12 protein-coding genes are annotated in these 16,647 nt (G+C 41.6%); 11 read left to right on the top strand and 1 reads right to left on the bottom strand.

Annotated elements, in window-relative coordinates:
- From RHS_RS21605 to RHS_RS21560, 10 genes are all read left to right on the top strand, one after another.
- Positions 1-493, top strand: a 493-nt coding sequence (locus RHS_RS21605) for a helix-turn-helix domain-containing protein (protein WP_047834347.1), incomplete at its 5' end; no start/stop codon positions are given.
- A gap of 143 nt (positions 494-636) precedes the next feature.
- On the top strand, positions 637-4,836 hold the full coding sequence (locus tag RHS_RS21600) for a family 78 glycoside hydrolase catalytic domain (RefSeq protein WP_047834346.1): 4,200 nt from the start codon (positions 637-639) through the stop codon (positions 4,834-4,836).
- Positions 4,837-4,984: 148 nt separating this feature from the next.
- Positions 4,985-7,081: an EAL domain-containing protein gene (locus RHS_RS21595; RefSeq protein WP_395023278.1), complete on the top strand. Its 2,097-nt coding sequence runs from the start codon at positions 4,985-4,987 to the stop codon at positions 7,079-7,081.
- Between the two features lie 285 nt (positions 7,082-7,366).
- Entirely contained in the window at positions 7,367-8,362 is a 996-nt protein-coding gene (locus RHS_RS21590) for a LacI family DNA-binding transcriptional regulator (RefSeq protein ID WP_047834345.1), read from the top strand.
- A complete protein-coding gene (locus tag RHS_RS21585; RefSeq protein WP_047834344.1) occupies positions 8,359-9,759 on the top strand; it encodes an extracellular solute-binding protein in 1,401 nt (466 codons plus the stop codon). Before RHS_RS21590 ends, RHS_RS21585 begins: the two co-directional genes overlap by 4 nt.
- A gap of 64 nt (positions 9,760-9,823) precedes the next feature.
- Positions 9,824-10,732 (top strand): carbohydrate ABC transporter permease, encoded by a 909-nt coding sequence (locus tag RHS_RS21580; RefSeq protein ID WP_027295152.1) that lies wholly within the window; start codon positions 9,824-9,826, stop codon positions 10,730-10,732.
- Positions 10,733-10,857: 125 nt separating this feature from the next.
- Positions 10,858-11,673, top strand: a complete 816-nt coding sequence (locus RHS_RS21575; RefSeq protein ID WP_047834343.1) for an ABC transporter permease subunit — start codon at positions 10,858-10,860, stop codon at positions 11,671-11,673.
- Positions 11,674-11,714: 41 nt separating this feature from the next.
- The gene (locus tag RHS_RS21570; RefSeq protein WP_027295150.1) at positions 11,715-12,386 is read left to right on the top strand and encodes a PIG-L deacetylase family protein; all 672 of its coding nucleotides are present in this window, start codon (positions 11,715-11,717) and stop codon (positions 12,384-12,386) included.
- A gap of 76 nt (positions 12,387-12,462) precedes the next feature.
- Entirely contained in the window at positions 12,463-13,740 is a 1,278-nt protein-coding gene (locus RHS_RS21565; protein WP_044297404.1) for a serine dehydratase subunit alpha family protein, read from the top strand.
- 66 nt (positions 13,741-13,806) lie between these two features.
- A complete protein-coding gene (locus RHS_RS21560) occupies positions 13,807-14,733 on the top strand; it encodes a carbohydrate kinase family protein (RefSeq protein ID WP_027295148.1) in 927 nt (308 codons plus the stop codon).
- 49 nt (positions 14,734-14,782) lie between these two features.
- On the opposite strand, the gene RHS_RS31610 is transcribed toward RHS_RS21560, so the two are convergent.
- Entirely contained in the window at positions 14,783-14,947 is a 165-nt protein-coding gene (locus RHS_RS31610) for a hypothetical protein (protein ID WP_156042970.1), read from the bottom strand.
- 260 nt (positions 14,948-15,207) lie between these two features.
- On the opposite strand from RHS_RS31610, the gene RHS_RS21555 reads away from it, so the two are divergent.
- The coding region (locus RHS_RS21555; RefSeq protein WP_047834342.1) for a diguanylate cyclase domain-containing protein at positions 15,208-16,647 on the top strand (1,440 nt) is incomplete at its 3' end.

Raw genomic sequence — 16,647 nt, 5'->3', positions numbered from 1 at the left:
GCGTTACAAAATTGAAAAAAATGCAATGATTGAAGAAGATTTCTGCAGGATTATTGGAGAAGTGGAGGCAAATAGGCCTTTTATGCAGCAATTAATGGAGAACGTTCTTGCAAATATTTTTTTAGAGGTCTCCAGGCTTGAACTATTTCAGGCAGAGAGTTGTAAAAGGATAAAGAAGTCCCTGGATATTTATCAGGTCATGGATTATATCAGCAGGAACTATAATCAGGTGACGTTGAATGACCTGGCTGAGCAGTTTTACTACACCCCTGCGTATATCTCCAGCTTTTTACGCCAGCAGACCGGGATGAATTTCCGGAGTATGGTCTGTAAGCTGAAAATGGAGAAGGCAAGGGAAATGCTGGCTAATACAAATTGGTCTATTGAACAGATAGCGGAGACTATGAACTATAGTAATAGAAAGCATTTTGAAAAGTCTTTCCAGGAATTGTTCTATCTGACACCTTATCAATACCGGAAGAATCCGAATTAGAATCGGAAGAATATGAATTAGAGATGAATGACCCGTATCAGAGGGTATTTTTCCCTATCTCAAAGGGTAGAAGACGAAGGTGCAGTCTTTTACAATATAGGTATGGTTTTAAATAAACCAAAAGAGAAAGGGAGGGCTTTTTGATGCGAAAAATAGTAAAACAAAGCTTTGCGTATGTTTTGGCGGCAGCAGTTGTAACTGGTTCAATGCCGGCAGCAGCTATGGATGTCTTTGCTGCTGAGGCAGAGAATCAGCAAATGGCTGGCATTAGTCTGGAAACGACAAGGATTGTAAATTTAAAAACGGAAGGGAAAGAAAATCCAATAGGTGTAGATGTAAGCAGTCCAGTATTTTCATGGCAAATGACATCGGATGCAGTAGGAGTTTCTCAGGCATCTTATCAGTTAATAGTAACAAAAGCAACTGATAATACAGTGGTGTGGGATACAGGTGAGGTAAATTCGGAAGATTCGGCAGCGGTCAGCTATGAAGGCAGCAGTCTGGAAGCATGCACCGAATACAACTGGTCTGTTATAGTGAAGGACAATTTTGGAAATGAAATTGTGTCTGGTCTGGCACAATTTGAGACATCACTCCTAAGCACGGAGCTGAGTGCCTGGGACGGCGCAGAATGGATAGGGGCGGATGAATTGTCTGTAGACGCTGCAGCTTCCACACTGTTTAATATTACTACAAAGGTTCAGATTCCCAGTGGAAGCACAGGGGCATCGGTTATTTTTGGTGCGGACGATTTCCGCCTGAAAAACAAGTTGTTCAACATAGATATGATGGAAGGGGAAAATTACTTCCGGGTTGAGCTGGACATCTCTCAGGTAAATGAGAATGGCGGTGCGGCGATTAATATTTACCGTGTGGGATATTTTGACGGAGATACAGAGGATCAGCCTTTTATGGTGATAAATAAGGCGAATAACCCGGTTACTAATCTGGATGAACTGATTACAGATGAAAATAAAAATGAGCAGCATACATTGGAGTTTAATGTTGTTACCAGTACATTGACGATCTCTGTTGACGGCCAGGAGATAGCAGTCTCAGAGCCTACAAACGGCGGCGGTACATCCGGAAGTATTGTACTAAGTAAATTAGGAAATTCTAATGCTATGACATTCCCGAATCTGAATTCGATTGGCTTTGCAGCAGATGCCGGACAAAAGGCTGTGTTTACAGATTTTGAGCTTCAGAACCCGGGATTTGGGACAGGCACGTTGTTTGGTGAAAAGACGGGAGCATCTTATAATATATGGAAGGATAAAGAAGGAATTACGTTAGAAGGGAATAAAATAACAGTAGAGGGAACGGACAAAGACGTTGTAGCCTATGGCGATCCTTCTTATGCATCAGAGCCGTATCTTCGCACAGATTTTTCGCTGGACAGCCAGATAGAGTCGGCAAGGCTCTACATGGGGATTCAGGGAATTGGGGATTTTTACATCAACGGAGAAGAAGTAGCCCCGGATGAGTGGTTTAAACAGGGTTCCATGGAATATCGAGAGGAAATCGGTTACAATGTATATGATGTTACAGACTACCTTACACAGGGCGAAAATGCTATGGGGGCAGTACTGGGTGAGGGCTGGTGGACAGGCCATGCATGTACTTTTTCTGACAGTACATACAATTATTATGGTGACCAGGAAGCATTGCTTGTAAAATTGGTTGTGAAATATATGGATGGAACAAGTGAAACAATAGTAACAGATGATGATACATGGCAATATTTCGGAGACGGGCCGGTTCGCCTGGCATCACTGTTTGAAGGAGAGCGTTACGATGCAACAAAGGAGGCCGAAATTGAGGGCTTTACAAAGGCTGATTATAACCCAGAGGCGGCAGGTTGGAGAATGGCAGAGACTGTTGAGACAAGAAGCCCGTTTGCTGATCAGGATCTGGTAGTTCGCCATGATGACGAAGTTCATGTGATCAATACCCTGAGTGCCGATTTAATTGGAGAAAACAAGTCAGGAAGCGGAAGTTATATTTATGATTTTGGTGAGAATGTAGCCGCGGTTCCCCAGATTACAATTCCTTCTGAATATGCAGAAGAGGGAGAAACAATTACAATCCGGGTAGCTGAGATGCTGTATCCGGAATTGGAGGAGTATGGTGATTTGGCAGGAAACCTGCTTCAGGAAAATTATCGTGCGGCTCTGACAACAGATTTTTATACTATGAAGGACGGAGAGCAGACATATGTACCGGATCTTACGTTCCATGGTTACCGATACATAGAAATAACAGGACTAAGAGAAGCTCTGCCCGCAGAATATGTAAAATCACTGGTGCTTTCTTCTATTGAGAATACAGCTACCTTTGATAGTTCAAACGATCTGGTAAATCGTTTATTTATAAACGGACAAAATTCAGAAGCAAGTAACTATATCACACTGCCTACCGACTGTCCTCAGAGAAATGAACGTATGGGATGGATGGGTGATGCAAACGTTTATGCGCTTGCAGGAAGTTATAATGCAAATACTTATCAGTTTTTACGGCAGTGGTTGAACTGTGTAAGGCAGACACAGGGCGCGGATGGAATGACAGGGCATGTCTCGCCTAACTATCCTGCGTTTAATCTGGAGACAGGTGAAGTTAAGGTAGGGGGAATGTCTTTTGGTATAACCTGGAACAGTGCAATTGTATTTATACCGTATTTTTTGTATCAGCAATATGGAGATACGACAATTGTACAGGAAAACATGGACGCAATATACGCTTACATGGAGAATCTGGAGGGCAAACCTTTAAGCTTTGAACTAAATGGGGCGAAGTACACGGAACCGGCGCTTACCTCACAGACAGGTTTTCTGTGTGACCACCTCTCTGTTGTAGACACAGATGGGGCAATGCTTGGTAATGCTATGTATGTCTACTGTCTGGAGTCTACGGCGGCTATGGCGAAAGCTCTCGGGCAGACAGATAAAGCGGAAAAATATACAGCCATGCATGAGGCGGCAAAAGAAGCATGGAATCAAATTTATATTGATTCTGAAACTGGTAAATCTTGTTCTGCAAATGGAAGTATTATTCATACACAGGCATCCTATGCTTCACCAATTAATTACGGTGTAGTAAACGAGGATAATCTGGACCTTTACCTGGAAAACTACATTGATACAATAGAGCACCCTGTTGCAAATGACGGATCATCGCTGATACCATACACGATCACAACTGGGTTTAATGCAACGCCTAATTTATTAAATGCGCTAAGTGATCATGGGAGATCAGATGCAGCGTATAAGATGTTCGAGTGTACAGATTATGCATCCTGGCTTTATCCGGTAACGCAGGGGGCCACAAGCATCTGGGAGAGATGGGATTCCTATACGCAAGAGAATGGTTTTGGTGGTAATAATAGTATGAACTCCTTTAACCACTACTCTCTGGGAGCAGTTACTTCCTGGATGATGGATTCTCAGCTTGGAATCAAATATGATGAAAAAGCACCAGGCTATAAACATTTTATTTTACAGCCAACAGCCGGTGGATCTTTTACTTATGCAAATGGTACTTTTGACTCCGCCTATGGAACAATTTACAGCGGATGGACAGCAGATAGTAAAGAGATGACCGCCTATGAAGCAGTTGTCCCTGCTAATACGACAGCAACCTTATACCTTCCTGTAAATAAAAATCAGTCAGATTGCATGGTACTGCCAGAAGGGGCAGCATTGATTGGGTTTGAGGAGCACAATGGAATGAAGTGTGCGAAGATTGAATTGTTATCCGGGACTTATTCCTTTGATATTCCAACAAAGGAGGATGCAGCGGCAATAATTAGCCAGAAGGCGCAGGAAAAGGCAGAAGCGGCAAAAAAAGAAGCGGAAGAAGCAAGAAAAGAAGCGGAAGCAGCTAAAAAAGAATCAGTAGAGGCGAATAAAAAGGCTGAGGAAGCCCGGAAGGCAGCAGAAGCTGCAAAAAAAGAATCAGGTGAGAATAGCGCTAAGGCAAAAGCAGCGCTGGAAGCAGCACAAAGAGCAGAGAAGATTGCTGAAGAAGCGCGGGTTAAAGTGGAAAGGCTTGAGTTTAAGGCTATAAAACCTTCGGTAAAGACTATAAAAAGTACAAAGAAAAAATATGTAAAGGTGACATGGAAGAAAGTTAGCAGTGCTGATGGATACATAATCCAGTATTCCTTGAAGTCGAATTTTGCCGGTAAAAAAAGTCTGACAATCAAAAAGAGAACAACGTTAACAAAAACAAATAAGAAATTAAAGAGCGGTAAGAAATATTATTTCCGTATTAGAGCCTATAAGACAATCGGCGGAAAAAAAGTTTATACCAGTTATAGTAACAAGAAAAGTGTAAAGGTGAAATAAATAAAGAGTAAAAAAGTTGCTGCCGTCCTGCCGATTAACCGTAGGCGGCAGCAATTTTTTGTGTTATACTAACAGCCAGGAGTATTAATTATTCGTTGTATCAACGTGCGGACAGAGTTACTGATATTATGAAAGAGGTTACTGGATAATGAAGATGAAAAAGAGGATGAAATTACATAGTTCCCTGTATGGTCTTGCAATTAAGCAGGGTTTGAGCCTGGCAATTCCGTTCCTTTTAATAGGGTCGTTTGCTCTTTTATTAAATACTTTTCCCTGGGAGGCATACCAGAACATGATTCAAGGGGTTCTGGATGGAAAACTCGTGGAATTTTTTACGGTAATTTATAATATTACGCTGGGTTCTTTAGCGCTGATTTTGATTTTTACCATAAGTATTTCTATCGGGAAACTATTTGGAAAAGAAGACCTGAATTTTTATCCTGCAATAGCTATCTGTTCTTATCTTGCTTTTATAGGAGGACTTCAGAATCAAAAGGAGCATATTTTCGGTGCAGAATGGGTTTTTACGGCAATGTTTATAACCGTACTCTCCTGTGCCATGTTTCGGCAGGGGATGAACTTTTATAATAAATTTGAAAAACTGCATACGATAGGTGCGGATTATATCTTTAATCAGGCGATGAGAAGTCTGCTTCCGTCTGTGGTTATCATTATTTTGTTTACCGGACTGGGAATAGGTCTTAGAGTATTGATGGGTGATGGAAACATCATGAATTTCGGTTCCTATTTGTTTTTGCAGCTGTTTGAAAAAATAGGAGGAAATATTCTGGGTGTTATTCTGTATATTTTCTTTTCCCATCTTTTGTGGTTTTTTGGAATACATGGAACGAATACTCTGGATGCTGTGGCTAAAAGATTGTTTGAGCGTGGAATTGATGTTAATCAGGCATTAATTGCATCCGGCGGACAGCCAACAGAAATATTTTCCAAAACTTTTCTGGATGTATTTGTTTTTATTGGCGGCTGCGGTACGGCACTATGTTTAATTATTGCGTTGTTTATTGTTGCAAAAAAGAGCCATAATAAAAGGCTCGCACAGTTTTCCTGTGTACCGGTGCTGTTCAATATCAGTGAGATTGTGGTATTCGGCTTCCCGGTAATATTTAATCCGATTATGATCATCCCGTTTATATTGACGCCCATTGTTATGGCCGTCATAAGCAGTATTGTAATGGGTCTGGGATTTGTGCCCCTTGTAACTCATTCGGTAGAATGGACTTCTCCCGTGCTTTTAAGCGGATATACGGCCACCGGTTCCGTTGCGGGAAGTATTTTGCAGCTGGTAAACATTGCAGTTGGGGTTTTTATTTACATTCCTTTTGTGAAAAGAAGCGAGAAGAGACAAACGGAAGATTTTACAAATGAAGTATTGATGATACAGAAAGATATGCAGGTGGGGGAAGAGAAGGGAAGGATTCCCGGATTTTTGTCTAATTCGTATGAATATAATTATGCGGCAAAGACATTGGCAGTGGATCTGAATAATGCCATGAAACGCAGCCATTTGAAGTTGTTTTACCAGGTTCAGGTGCAGCGGGATGGAGCGGTCTACGGAGGGGAAGCACTCCTAAGATGGAAGCATCCGGTTGCGGGATACATATCACCTCCGCTCCTGATTTCCCTGGCGGCCCAGTCAGGATTCTTAAGCAGTCTAGGGTATTATATTATTGAAGAGGCATGCAGAAACATCGAGGAGATTCAGAAGGTATATGAGAAACCAATTCATATTTCTGTGAATTTATCCCCGCATCAGTTGGAAGAAGAGGATTTTGTAGAGAAAGTCCGGGAAATTGTTGGAAAGTACACGCTGGGAAATGTAATTCTTGTGTTTGAAATAACGGAGAGGGCTCTTTTTAGCACCACGGCTGTTATGATTAACCGGATTGAGCAGCTGAGAGCAATGGGGATCCAGATCAGCATGGATGATTTTGGAATGGGACACAGTTCTCTTACTTATTTGCAGGAAAATGTATTTGAAGAGGTGAAGCTGGACGGCAGCCTTGTAAAGCAGCTGATGAATAATAAGCGTTCTGAGAATATTGTTCTGGGTATTATTCAGATGGCTAAATCTCTGCATTTTAAAGTTGTGGCGGAGTTTGTGGAGACAGAAGAGCAAAGGGATGTTCTGGCGCGGCTTGGCTGTAATATTTACCAGGGGTATTTGTATGGTAAGGCTGAGCAGCTAGAAGTATTTTTAGAATATTTACAGTCTACAAATGGATGAGAATAGGGTAAATCCCTATTCTCATCCATTTTTTTGTAAAGATTGCAAAACGTGTCGGTCAGCAGCAGGAGAATTGATTTTTTATAGAATTATATCTAAGACAGCGGATACAAAATGAGTGTTTGTTAATGATAAAATATGAAACATATGAAAGGATAATGAAACATATGAAACAATGTTGACGCTGTTATTTTCATAATATATAATAAATTTATCATAAAAACAAAGAAAAAATGTAAAAAATTGTACTATTTATACAATTAACAAAGGAGGGGAGGTGATAAAATGGGGTCAACTATACGAGAAGTAGCTCGTAGGGCTGGACTGTCACCGGCAACTGTATCAAGATATTTTCATGGAACAAATGTTGTTTCAGACGATGCATCAAGAAGAATCGAGGAGGCTGTAAAAGAACTGCAGTATATTCCGGTTCATAAACATATGGACCCTGGAGTGATCGCAGTTTTGATACCGGATCTGAAGCTGGCATATTTTAGTGAAGTATTAAAAGAGATACTGGAAGCAGCACCCAGATACCGCTATCGGCTGGTATTTATTCCTACATCATCAGAGGATGAGAGCTATAAATTATTTTTCAGAGAGCTGAATATAACAGGTGTCATTTATCTGGAAGAAAATATGAACTGTAATATGATGAATTACATAGCTGCCAAGAATATCAAAATGGTTATGTTTGGCGGGATCAGCTCAGATGTCCGATGTAAAATGATTCATATAAACGATTTATCTGCAGCATATGAAGGTGCAAAATACCTGTTGGAATTGAGACATGAAAAAATATTGATTCTATCTGATTATCCAAAAAGTATTAGTTCAGGATTTCAGAGAATAACGGGATGTAAGCGGGCTTATGAAGAGTTTGGGGTACCATTTGAAGCTGAGTTTGCAAAATATGGAGAACTGACCTATGAAAATGGATACTGGCTTACGGCACAGGCTTTGCAGAAGGGATTGGCTTTTAGTGCCGTGTTTGCTTTTAGTGATGAAGCAGCAATGGGAGCAATCAGTGCACTTTATGAAAATGGACTGCGTGTGCCGGAACACATTTCCGTACTTGGTTTTGATGGAATCCGTATGTCAGAGCGTATTACACCGAAACTCACTACTATTGCACAGCCTATCAAAAAAATGGTTGAACTTACACTTAATACCTTTTTAGACCTGGAGAAAGATGAAAATGTGGAAATTACAATTCCATATGGAATTTTAAAAAGGGGAACCTGCAAAGAATACAGTAAGAAGATGGAGGAAGGAAAATGAACAAGAAGAGAGTGTTATGTTTTACGATGGCAGCAGTAATGGCAGGCATGTTGGCAGCCTGCGGCAACACCGGTACAAGCAGCGGTAATAATACCGGAAAAGAGGAAACTTCAAAATCGGAAACAAGCAAATCGGAAACAAGCAAAGAGGAAATGAGCAAAGAGGAAACAAGTAATGACGAAACAGGCAAGGTAGAATCAGGAAAACCGGAAAATGGGGACAAGGTAAATATATCATTCTCTCTATGGGACGAAGTGCAGAAACCCGTATTTGACGAAATTGCTGCGAAATTTGAGGAGGAGCATCCGGATATTCATGTGGATGTACAGCTGACACCCTGGTCCCAGTATTGGACGAAACTGGATGCGGCTATGGGGGCAGACAGTGCAGCGGATGTCTTCTGGATGAATACCTATCTTCCTAAATATGCAGAAGCAGGGGTTCTGGAACCACTAGACAGCTATATTGAGAAAGACGGAGTTCAGTTGAGCGACTATGCAGAGGTAGTTACCAAGGCTTATAATTATAAGGAAGTGCAGTATTGTATGCCTAAGGGTATGGATACGGTACAGGTATTCTTCAACAGATCAATTTTTGATAAATACGGAGTGGAAGTTCCAAAGGAAGGATGGACCTGGGATGATATGACCGCAGTGGCTGAGCAGCTAAAGGAAAAGATTTCAGAACAGGGGTCTGATGAATATCCCATCCTAATGGAATTAGATCCACAACCTTCGTTCTTTAACTTTATTGTCCAGAACGGCGGATATGTACTGAGTGAAGATAATAAAACAGCCGGATTTGATCAGCCGGAAACAGTTAAGGCATATCAGGATATTGTTGATTTAATGGATAAGCAGCTTATGCCCGGCAGTGAAGTGCTTTCGGATACCAAAGGTACTGATCTCTTCCTGTCTCAGAAAGGAGCGATATTATTTATGGGATCATGGAAAGCAGCTGTACTTGATGAAGCCAGTTTTGCTTCCGATATCGGCACAATTGCCATGCCAGAGAAGGATGAAAATAACCATAGCGTGATTGGGGGATTAGGATTTGCAATGAATGCGGCAAGCAAAGAAAAGGATGCGGCATGGGAATTGATAAAATATCTCTCAGGAGAAGAATCTAATAAAATGCAGGCTGAGGCAAAAATAGATATGCCGGCGCTTGTCAGTGCACAGCAGTACTATACGCCTAATTTTAAGCATGTAGATGCAAATATATTTTATGAAGCTGCAAAAACAGGTGAACTATTTCCTACATCTCCAAGCGTTGCGGATTGGCTTCCGTCCGTAAATGAAATTTCTGCAAAGATATTTGCAAAGGAGCTTACACCGGAGGAAGGATGTCAGCAAATGCAGGAAGTCACCCAGAAAGCATTGGACAGTGAATCATAATAAAATTATCGGGGCGGACCGGCTGGTCCGTACGCCGCCCCAATGACCAGTTGGGGGATATGGTATGAAGACACACAAAAGTACCAAAGGAAAAAGAAAAAGCAAGGAAATGCTGGCAGGATATCTAATGATATTACCGTTAATGGCAGGCGTGGCTGTTTTCTTTATCGGAGCATTTTTTCAAAATATTTATTATAGCTTTACAAACAAATCCAGTTTTGGCATCCCTAAATTTGTTGGATTTCAGAATTACATTCAGTTGTTTCAGGATGCGGATTTTTACAGAGCGTTGGTCAATACACTTCTATATGTGGTAATATGCGTACCTCTGGTTGTTGTTTTAGCGGTATTACTGGCAGTGCTATTAAATACAAAAGTGAAAGGAATTGGTTTTTACAGAGTTTGCCTTTTTTTGCCTGCAGTTACCTTGCCTGCAGCTATCGGGCTGCTATGGAAATGGCTGCTGAATTATAAGTTTGGTCTGGTCAATGAAATACTGGGAACTCTGGGAAAAGGGCCAGTTGCATGGCTTTCGGATTCAAAGATCGTGCTGGTTTCTATTTCTTTGGTATTTATATGGGCAAGCGTTGCTTATCAGGTGATTATTCTGCTTGCCGGACTCCAGGGGATACCCGTCTGTTATCATGAAGCAGCGCGTATTGATGGGGCAAATGGAATAAAAAGATTCTTTAAAATTACGCTCCCGCTTCTTTCACCATCTATTTTCTTTGTCTGTGTTACCACGATGATTAATGTATTTCAGATTTTTGATTTCATTTATTTAATGATACCCCAGGGAAGCAGTGGAACAGAAGCGTCCCGGTCTCTGGTGACCTACTTCTTTGAACAGTCATTTGTGAAATTTCATAAAGGATATGGTGCAGCAATTAGTCTGATGTTGTTCCTGCTGATTCTGATTATTACGGCAGTACAGTTGGTCTGCCAGAAGAAAATGGTATTTTACGATGATTGACAGTTTTAGGCCTGCTTGGAATTTCATCCATCTGCACGATACACTGCATTATATGTACTTTTGACAGGAAGGATGAAATAAAGAATGATGGTTTGCAAGAACTATATGGAAAGGGGTAATACGGCATGAAAAGTAGAAAATGGCCGTTACATCTGCTTCTGGTTCTGTGTGTGGTAATCACAGTAGGACCATTTCTGTGGATGATATTGACATCGTTTAAGACATATGAAGAGAGTATTCAGATTCCGCCGACTATCTTTCCCCAGGTGCTCACCTTGGAGAGTTACAAAGAGGTAGTACATAAGTTTCCATTTTTAGATTTTTACCGTAATACCTTTGTAGTACTGTTTTTTACAATTACAATTGAATTGGTGATTTGTTCTATGGCGGCATATGCTTTTGCAAGGCTGAAATTTCCTGGGCGGGATGTTATTTTCATTATTTTACTGGCGCTGCTCATGGTACCAGGACAGATCTTTTTAGTTCCCAATTATGATATTATGGTGAAGCTGGGGCTTGCGGATACCGTAACAGCCTTATGGATTCCAAAAGTTTTCAGTGCATTTGGAACCTTTATGCTGCGTGAATTTTTTAAGGGACTCCCAAGATCTTTGGATGAAGCTGCAAAATTGGATGGCTGCAGTTACTTTCAGATTTACTATAAGATTCTGCTTCCTTTGATTAAGCCGGCATTGTCTTCTCTGGCGATTCTGACTGCAATCTCGACTTTTAAAGATCTGATGTGGCCTCTGATTGTGAACAATGCTATGGAGAAAATGACACTTTCCGCAGGGCTTGCAATGCTGATCGGAGAACACACAACGTATTATCCGCAGGTCATGGCAGGGGGGATCATTGCAGTCTTACCTATGATTCTGATTTTCTTCTTATTCCAGAAACAGTTTGTAGAAGGGATTGCAGCGACAGGTGTGAAACAATAGAACAACCGGCAGTTTAAAATACTGTGAGGGAGGAGAAATATATGATTGATATTCTGGCAGTCTGCGCCCACCCGGATGATTTGGAGGTGTGTGCAGGAGGAATCTTTGCAAAAGCAAAAAAAGAAGGATGGACAACGGGGCTGGTGATTATGACGAGGGGTGAGTCCGGAGGATATGCAGAACAGAGTACCCGGGAAGAGGAGGCAAAGCAGGCAGCATCAATTCTGGGATTAGATTATTTTGAAATGTTAAGCTTTCCAGATGCAGGACTGGAATTTAGGAGAGATGCAGTGGAAGCACTGATTCCTCATTTAAGGGCATGTTCTCCGCGTTATATCTTAACGCTTCATGAGAACGATTACCATCCGGATCATGTGGCTGTTTCAAGAATTACCCGGGATGCATGTTTTACTGCAGGTCTTAAAAAATATTCCACAGATGGAACCGATTGGCATTACGATGCAATTTTTTATTTCAGTGCAGACAGACGGACAAATAAAAGAAGACCGGATGTTTATGTGGATATTACAGACGTTATGAATGTGAAGGAAGATGCATGCAAAGCACACCACTCTCAAAATATACTGCCTTTTGCCCTGGAGATGGCTAGAGAATACGGAGCAAGTGCAAATTGTGCTTACGCGGAAGGCTTGTATCTGGAGCAGAGCATAACGCTGGACAGTATCACAGGATTACTCAGAAAAAAACAGTAGATATTTTAGGAGAAGCGGATGAAACAGCAGCCTTTTGCATACTTACATCTGAATTTACGAAAGAAGGTTTTATTGAATGAAAGAAATTGATCTTAGTACCTGTCTTCAGTTGTTAAAAGAGGAAATAGTTCCGGCATTAGGGTGTACGGAACCGGGGGCAGTAGCTCTTGCAGCAGCCTGTGCAAATGAAGCATTGGGATGTAGCTTTGAACATATGGATATCCAGGTAAGCGGAAATATGCTGAAGAATGTAAAAAGTGTTTCGATTCCAAATACAGGAGGCTTAAAAGGAGTGGCGGCTGCCGCTCTTTGCGGCATAGCCGGAGGGTCTGCCAAAAATAAACTGGAGGTGTTGAGTACCCTGACGGAAGAAGTGGCAGAGAAGGTCCGCAGCATGTTGGCTCAAAAAGAACGCTATACGCTGACACTGTCTGATACGATAGAGCCTCTGTATATCAAAGTGCGCCTGACCAGCGGCAGCGACTGGGCCGAGGCGGAAATACAAAAAAGCCATATTAATATTAACAGGGTTTTGCGTAATGGAAAGGATCTTACCAGGGAATTCAACCAAAGGGAATGTATGGGAGGCAGCAGAAAAACCACAGATGATGTAAAAATGCTGGATATCTATGAATTTTCACAAGCGGTACCATTAGAAGAACTGATCCCCATACTGGAGCCACAGATCCGCTGTAATATGAAAATTGCAGAGGAGGGAATAAAGGAAAAATGTGGAGCAAGTGTAGGCAGGCATCTGCTAAATCTCTGCCATGGGAATCGATATGCCGTACTTGCGGGATATGCAGCGGCGGGAAGCGATGCCAGAATGAGTGGATGCAGTCTGCCTGTGGTAGTGAATTCCGGCAGCGGGAATCAGGGGATTACGGTATCCGTTCCGGTTATAATCTATGCAAAAGAAATCGGATCCTCCGAGGATGCTCTCTACCGGGCGCTGGCATTTGCCAATCTGGTCTCTATCCGTCTGAAATCTGGTATTGGTAAATTATCAGCCTATTGCGGGGCGGTCAGTGCAGGCTGTGCTGCGGCATGTGGAATTGCATATCTGGATTATGCGTCATTTTCGGTAATAGAAGATACCATTACCAATACCCTGGCTGCCGTTTCAGGGGTCATATGTGATGGTGCGAAGCCTTCCTGTGCGGCAAAGATTGCAGCCGGTGTTCAGGCAGGTATGCTGGGATATGAAATGGCTAAAGATGGATGCCGGTTCCGGGAGGGAGAAGGTATTGTAGGGAAAGACCTTGAGACTACGATTGCTTATGTAAGCCGTGTAGGAAGAGAGGGAATGCGGGATACCGACAAAAAAATACTTGAAATTATGATGACACAATAAGAGAGGAGACACGATGAGACCGGCAGATAATATGCGGATAATCAGTACAAAACAGGGGGGATGGCTATGCAGGAAGGTATAGCGGGATTTGGTATTGCGAATATAGACTTTATCTTTGGCAATTCTCCCAGAATGCCGCGGCTTGGAGAGGAGATTTACAGTGAAAGCTGTTCCAGGCAGCTGGGCGGAGGGCCTGTGGCTACGCTGATCCAGCTATCCAGGCTGGGTGTGCCGGTGGAGCTGGCAACCTATGTTGGAACAGGACCACTGAGCCAGTTTCTCGCCGAAGAACTTGAGAAAAACCAAGTCAAGTATGAAAACATGCTTCAGAGCAGGGAGGCTGATCCGGTTACGCTGAGTTGTATTGTCTCCTGCAAGGAAGACAGGGGCATTATCTCATATAAGCCTCAGGAGGAATCTTTTTCAGTAGATGATGAGGGATTGTATCAGTTTTACAGAAGGAAAAAAATTGCTTACGTTACAATTGAGCAAAGACAGCTATGCCGTCGGTTGAAGACTGCCGGGTGTACGGTTGTTATGGATTCAGCCTGGAGTGATTCCCTCAGTCTGGAATGGTATGATGAAATCTTCCCCTATGTTGATTATTTCATTCCAAATGAAAGCGAGGCGCTGAAAATTACAGGTACAAACCGGCCAGGGGATGCATTGAAAGAACTGTCCAAATTCCTGAAAACAGCAATCATAAAAACAGGTAATCTGGGTTGCCTTTTGATGATTAATGGAAAGGAGATTCGGATACCGGCGTCACCGGCAAAACATGTAGACTCTACCGGCGCCGGAGATGCATTTGCAGCCGGTTTTATGTATGGACTGTATCATAAATGCAATATTATGGAAAGCATTTGCTATGGTAATATTACCGGGGGAAATGCTGTGACAAAGATTGGGTGCCTGGCGGCAGAAATGGATGAAGAAAAACTAAAAGCAGAATTTAGAAATATTTACGGAAAATTAAAAGAGATGTCATTATAAAGAAACGGATGATGGAGGAGTTAGACTTCCATCATCCGTTTCTTCATAATCAGCATGCCAATATATTCTGGGCATCCTTCACATAATTATCAACATCTTCTCTTGTAATACAAGGGTTATGGTTCCAGCGGCTTGGATGGCTGATACCTAATGTCCTGCGCATTTTTCTGTAATATTCCTCTGTCTCTTTACTTTCAAAATTCAATTGTGTCATAGATTCCTTCTCCTTTCCTGATACATACAAATCCCCAATATTTATAGTATTTACGTTAGTTTAAATATAGCACTTCTATCGGAAAATACAAGAGTAAATTTTGCTGTATATTAATATTTAGGGGTAATTTTCTGATAAATCACAAGTGACATAGGAATGTTTTTGATTAATTTATTGCACAAGTCAGAAGGGTGATATATAATAAATATAATATATATGGGGAATGAAAAGTCCGTGAAGGAACGGAAAGAGAGGAAGAGATGGAGAAGAGGTTACGGAATCGTCGAATTCTTGACATTGTATTGATTATTTTAGTAATCGCAGCAGCAGGTATTCTGTTTGCAAAACTCTTTTATAATAGTTCGCAGAAAAAGGTGTTAAGTAATTTGGCGGAAATCTCGAATCAGAGTGCCAAGGTTTTCCAGCGGGAAGCAGAAAAAGGGAAAGATATTATCAGCAATCTGGCAATTTTGCTGGGACAGCACGATACTTGTGATACAGATGAATTGATTCAGGAAATTAAAGCCGTAGATGAGTCGAACGATTTTAAGAGAATGGGTATTATTATGCCAGATGGAACGGCTTATACTACAGACGGCGTAATTATGGATCTGGATGGCAGAGATTACTTTAAAAGGTCTATGGATGGAAGTGTTATTATGTCCGATACTTTGAAAGATGTGGAAGGCGGGGATAAGATAAATGTTTACAGCGCTCCGGTCAGTTTCCGGGATGGATTCCGTTGTGTTCTTTTTGCAACACTGGAGACAGATAATTTTAAAAGCGCTCTGGCTGAAACGATCTATTCAGGAGACGGTTACAGTTATATCATCAGAGGAAACGGTGATTATATTGTAGGAGAAGGGGCAGGCCATAAAGAAAAACAGTTTGCGAACATTTACAATTTTATGGAAGAACGGTCGGGAAAAAACAGCACTGCCGTAAAAGAACTGAAGAGAGGGGTAAGCAAGGGGGAAAATGGATATGTAGTTTTCCAGGATGATATGCAATACTATATGTATTATCAGCCGCTGTCTGTCAACCAGTGGTTTTTGCTGACGGTGGTCCCTGGAAAAGTGATTAAACAGAGCATGGGTGAAATCTTAACCCTGGCATACTTGTTTATTTTTTTCTGTTCTTGCCTTATTATCATTTTGATACTTCAGATCAACCGGATCAGACAGGTCAGCAGAAAAGACCTTGAAAAGATTGCATTTACAGATGAAGCAACCGGGATGACTAACTTTAATAAATTTAAGGTAGAGGCAAAGCAGATTCTGGAAGATAATAATGATCAGGAATATACAGTAGTGTGCTTTAATATTCATAAATTTCAATACATAAATGATTTGTTTGGATATGCGGAAGGGGACAGGGCACTTACCTATGTGGCAGGGGTTATCCAGGAAAACCTCAGAGATAAGGAGGCGTTTGCCAGAATGCTTGCCGATCATTTTGTGGCACTTCTGCAGCAAAAGGATAAAAAAGAGTTAAAGAGCCGCGTGGAAAATATTATCGCCCAGCTGCAAAGCAAAACGGATTTTGGCGGAAAGCATTATGAGATTAAGGCGACAGCAGGGATATACCAGATTGAACCTGGAGTTGATGAAATTGATACAATGGTCGACAGAGCGAAGATGGCACTGAATCGCCCGGAAGGCGATTTGCTTCAGGTATGTGGTTATTATGATGATAAAATG

Source organism: Robinsoniella sp. RHS (assembly GCF_001029355.1).
GTDB lineage: Bacteria > Bacillota > Clostridia > Lachnospirales > Lachnospiraceae > Robinsoniella > Robinsoniella peoriensis.
This window is presented reverse-complemented; position numbering and strand designations above follow the sequence as displayed.

Excerpts from the sequence above, each read along its gene's own strand:
- RHS_RS21580 (WP_027295152.1), top strand. The coding sequence starts at position 9,824 with ATGAAGACACACAAAAGTACCAAAGGAAAAAGAAAAAGCAAGGAAATG.
- RHS_RS21565 (WP_044297404.1), top strand. The coding sequence starts at position 12,463 with ATGAAAGAAATTGATCTTAGTACCTGTCTTCAGTTGTTAAAAGAGGAA.
- RHS_RS21600 (WP_047834346.1), top strand. The coding sequence starts at position 637 with ATGCGAAAAATAGTAAAACAAAGCTTTGCGTATGTTTTGGCGGCAGCA.
- RHS_RS21575 (WP_047834343.1), top strand. The coding sequence starts at position 10,858 with ATGAAAAGTAGAAAATGGCCGTTACATCTGCTTCTGGTTCTGTGTGTG.
- RHS_RS21585 (WP_047834344.1), top strand. The coding sequence starts at position 8,359 with ATGAACAAGAAGAGAGTGTTATGTTTTACGATGGCAGCAGTAATGGCA.
- RHS_RS31610 (WP_156042970.1), bottom strand. The coding sequence starts at position 14,947 with ATGACACAATTGAATTTTGAAAGTAAAGAGACAGAGGAATATTACAGA.
- RHS_RS21590 (WP_047834345.1), top strand. The coding sequence starts at position 7,367 with ATGGGGTCAACTATACGAGAAGTAGCTCGTAGGGCTGGACTGTCACCG.
- RHS_RS21595 (WP_395023278.1), top strand. The coding sequence starts at position 4,985 with ATGAAGATGAAAAAGAGGATGAAATTACATAGTTCCCTGTATGGTCTT.
- RHS_RS21570 (WP_027295150.1), top strand. The coding sequence starts at position 11,715 with ATGATTGATATTCTGGCAGTCTGCGCCCACCCGGATGATTTGGAGGTG.
- RHS_RS21560 (WP_027295148.1), top strand. The coding sequence starts at position 13,807 with ATGCAGGAAGGTATAGCGGGATTTGGTATTGCGAATATAGACTTTATC.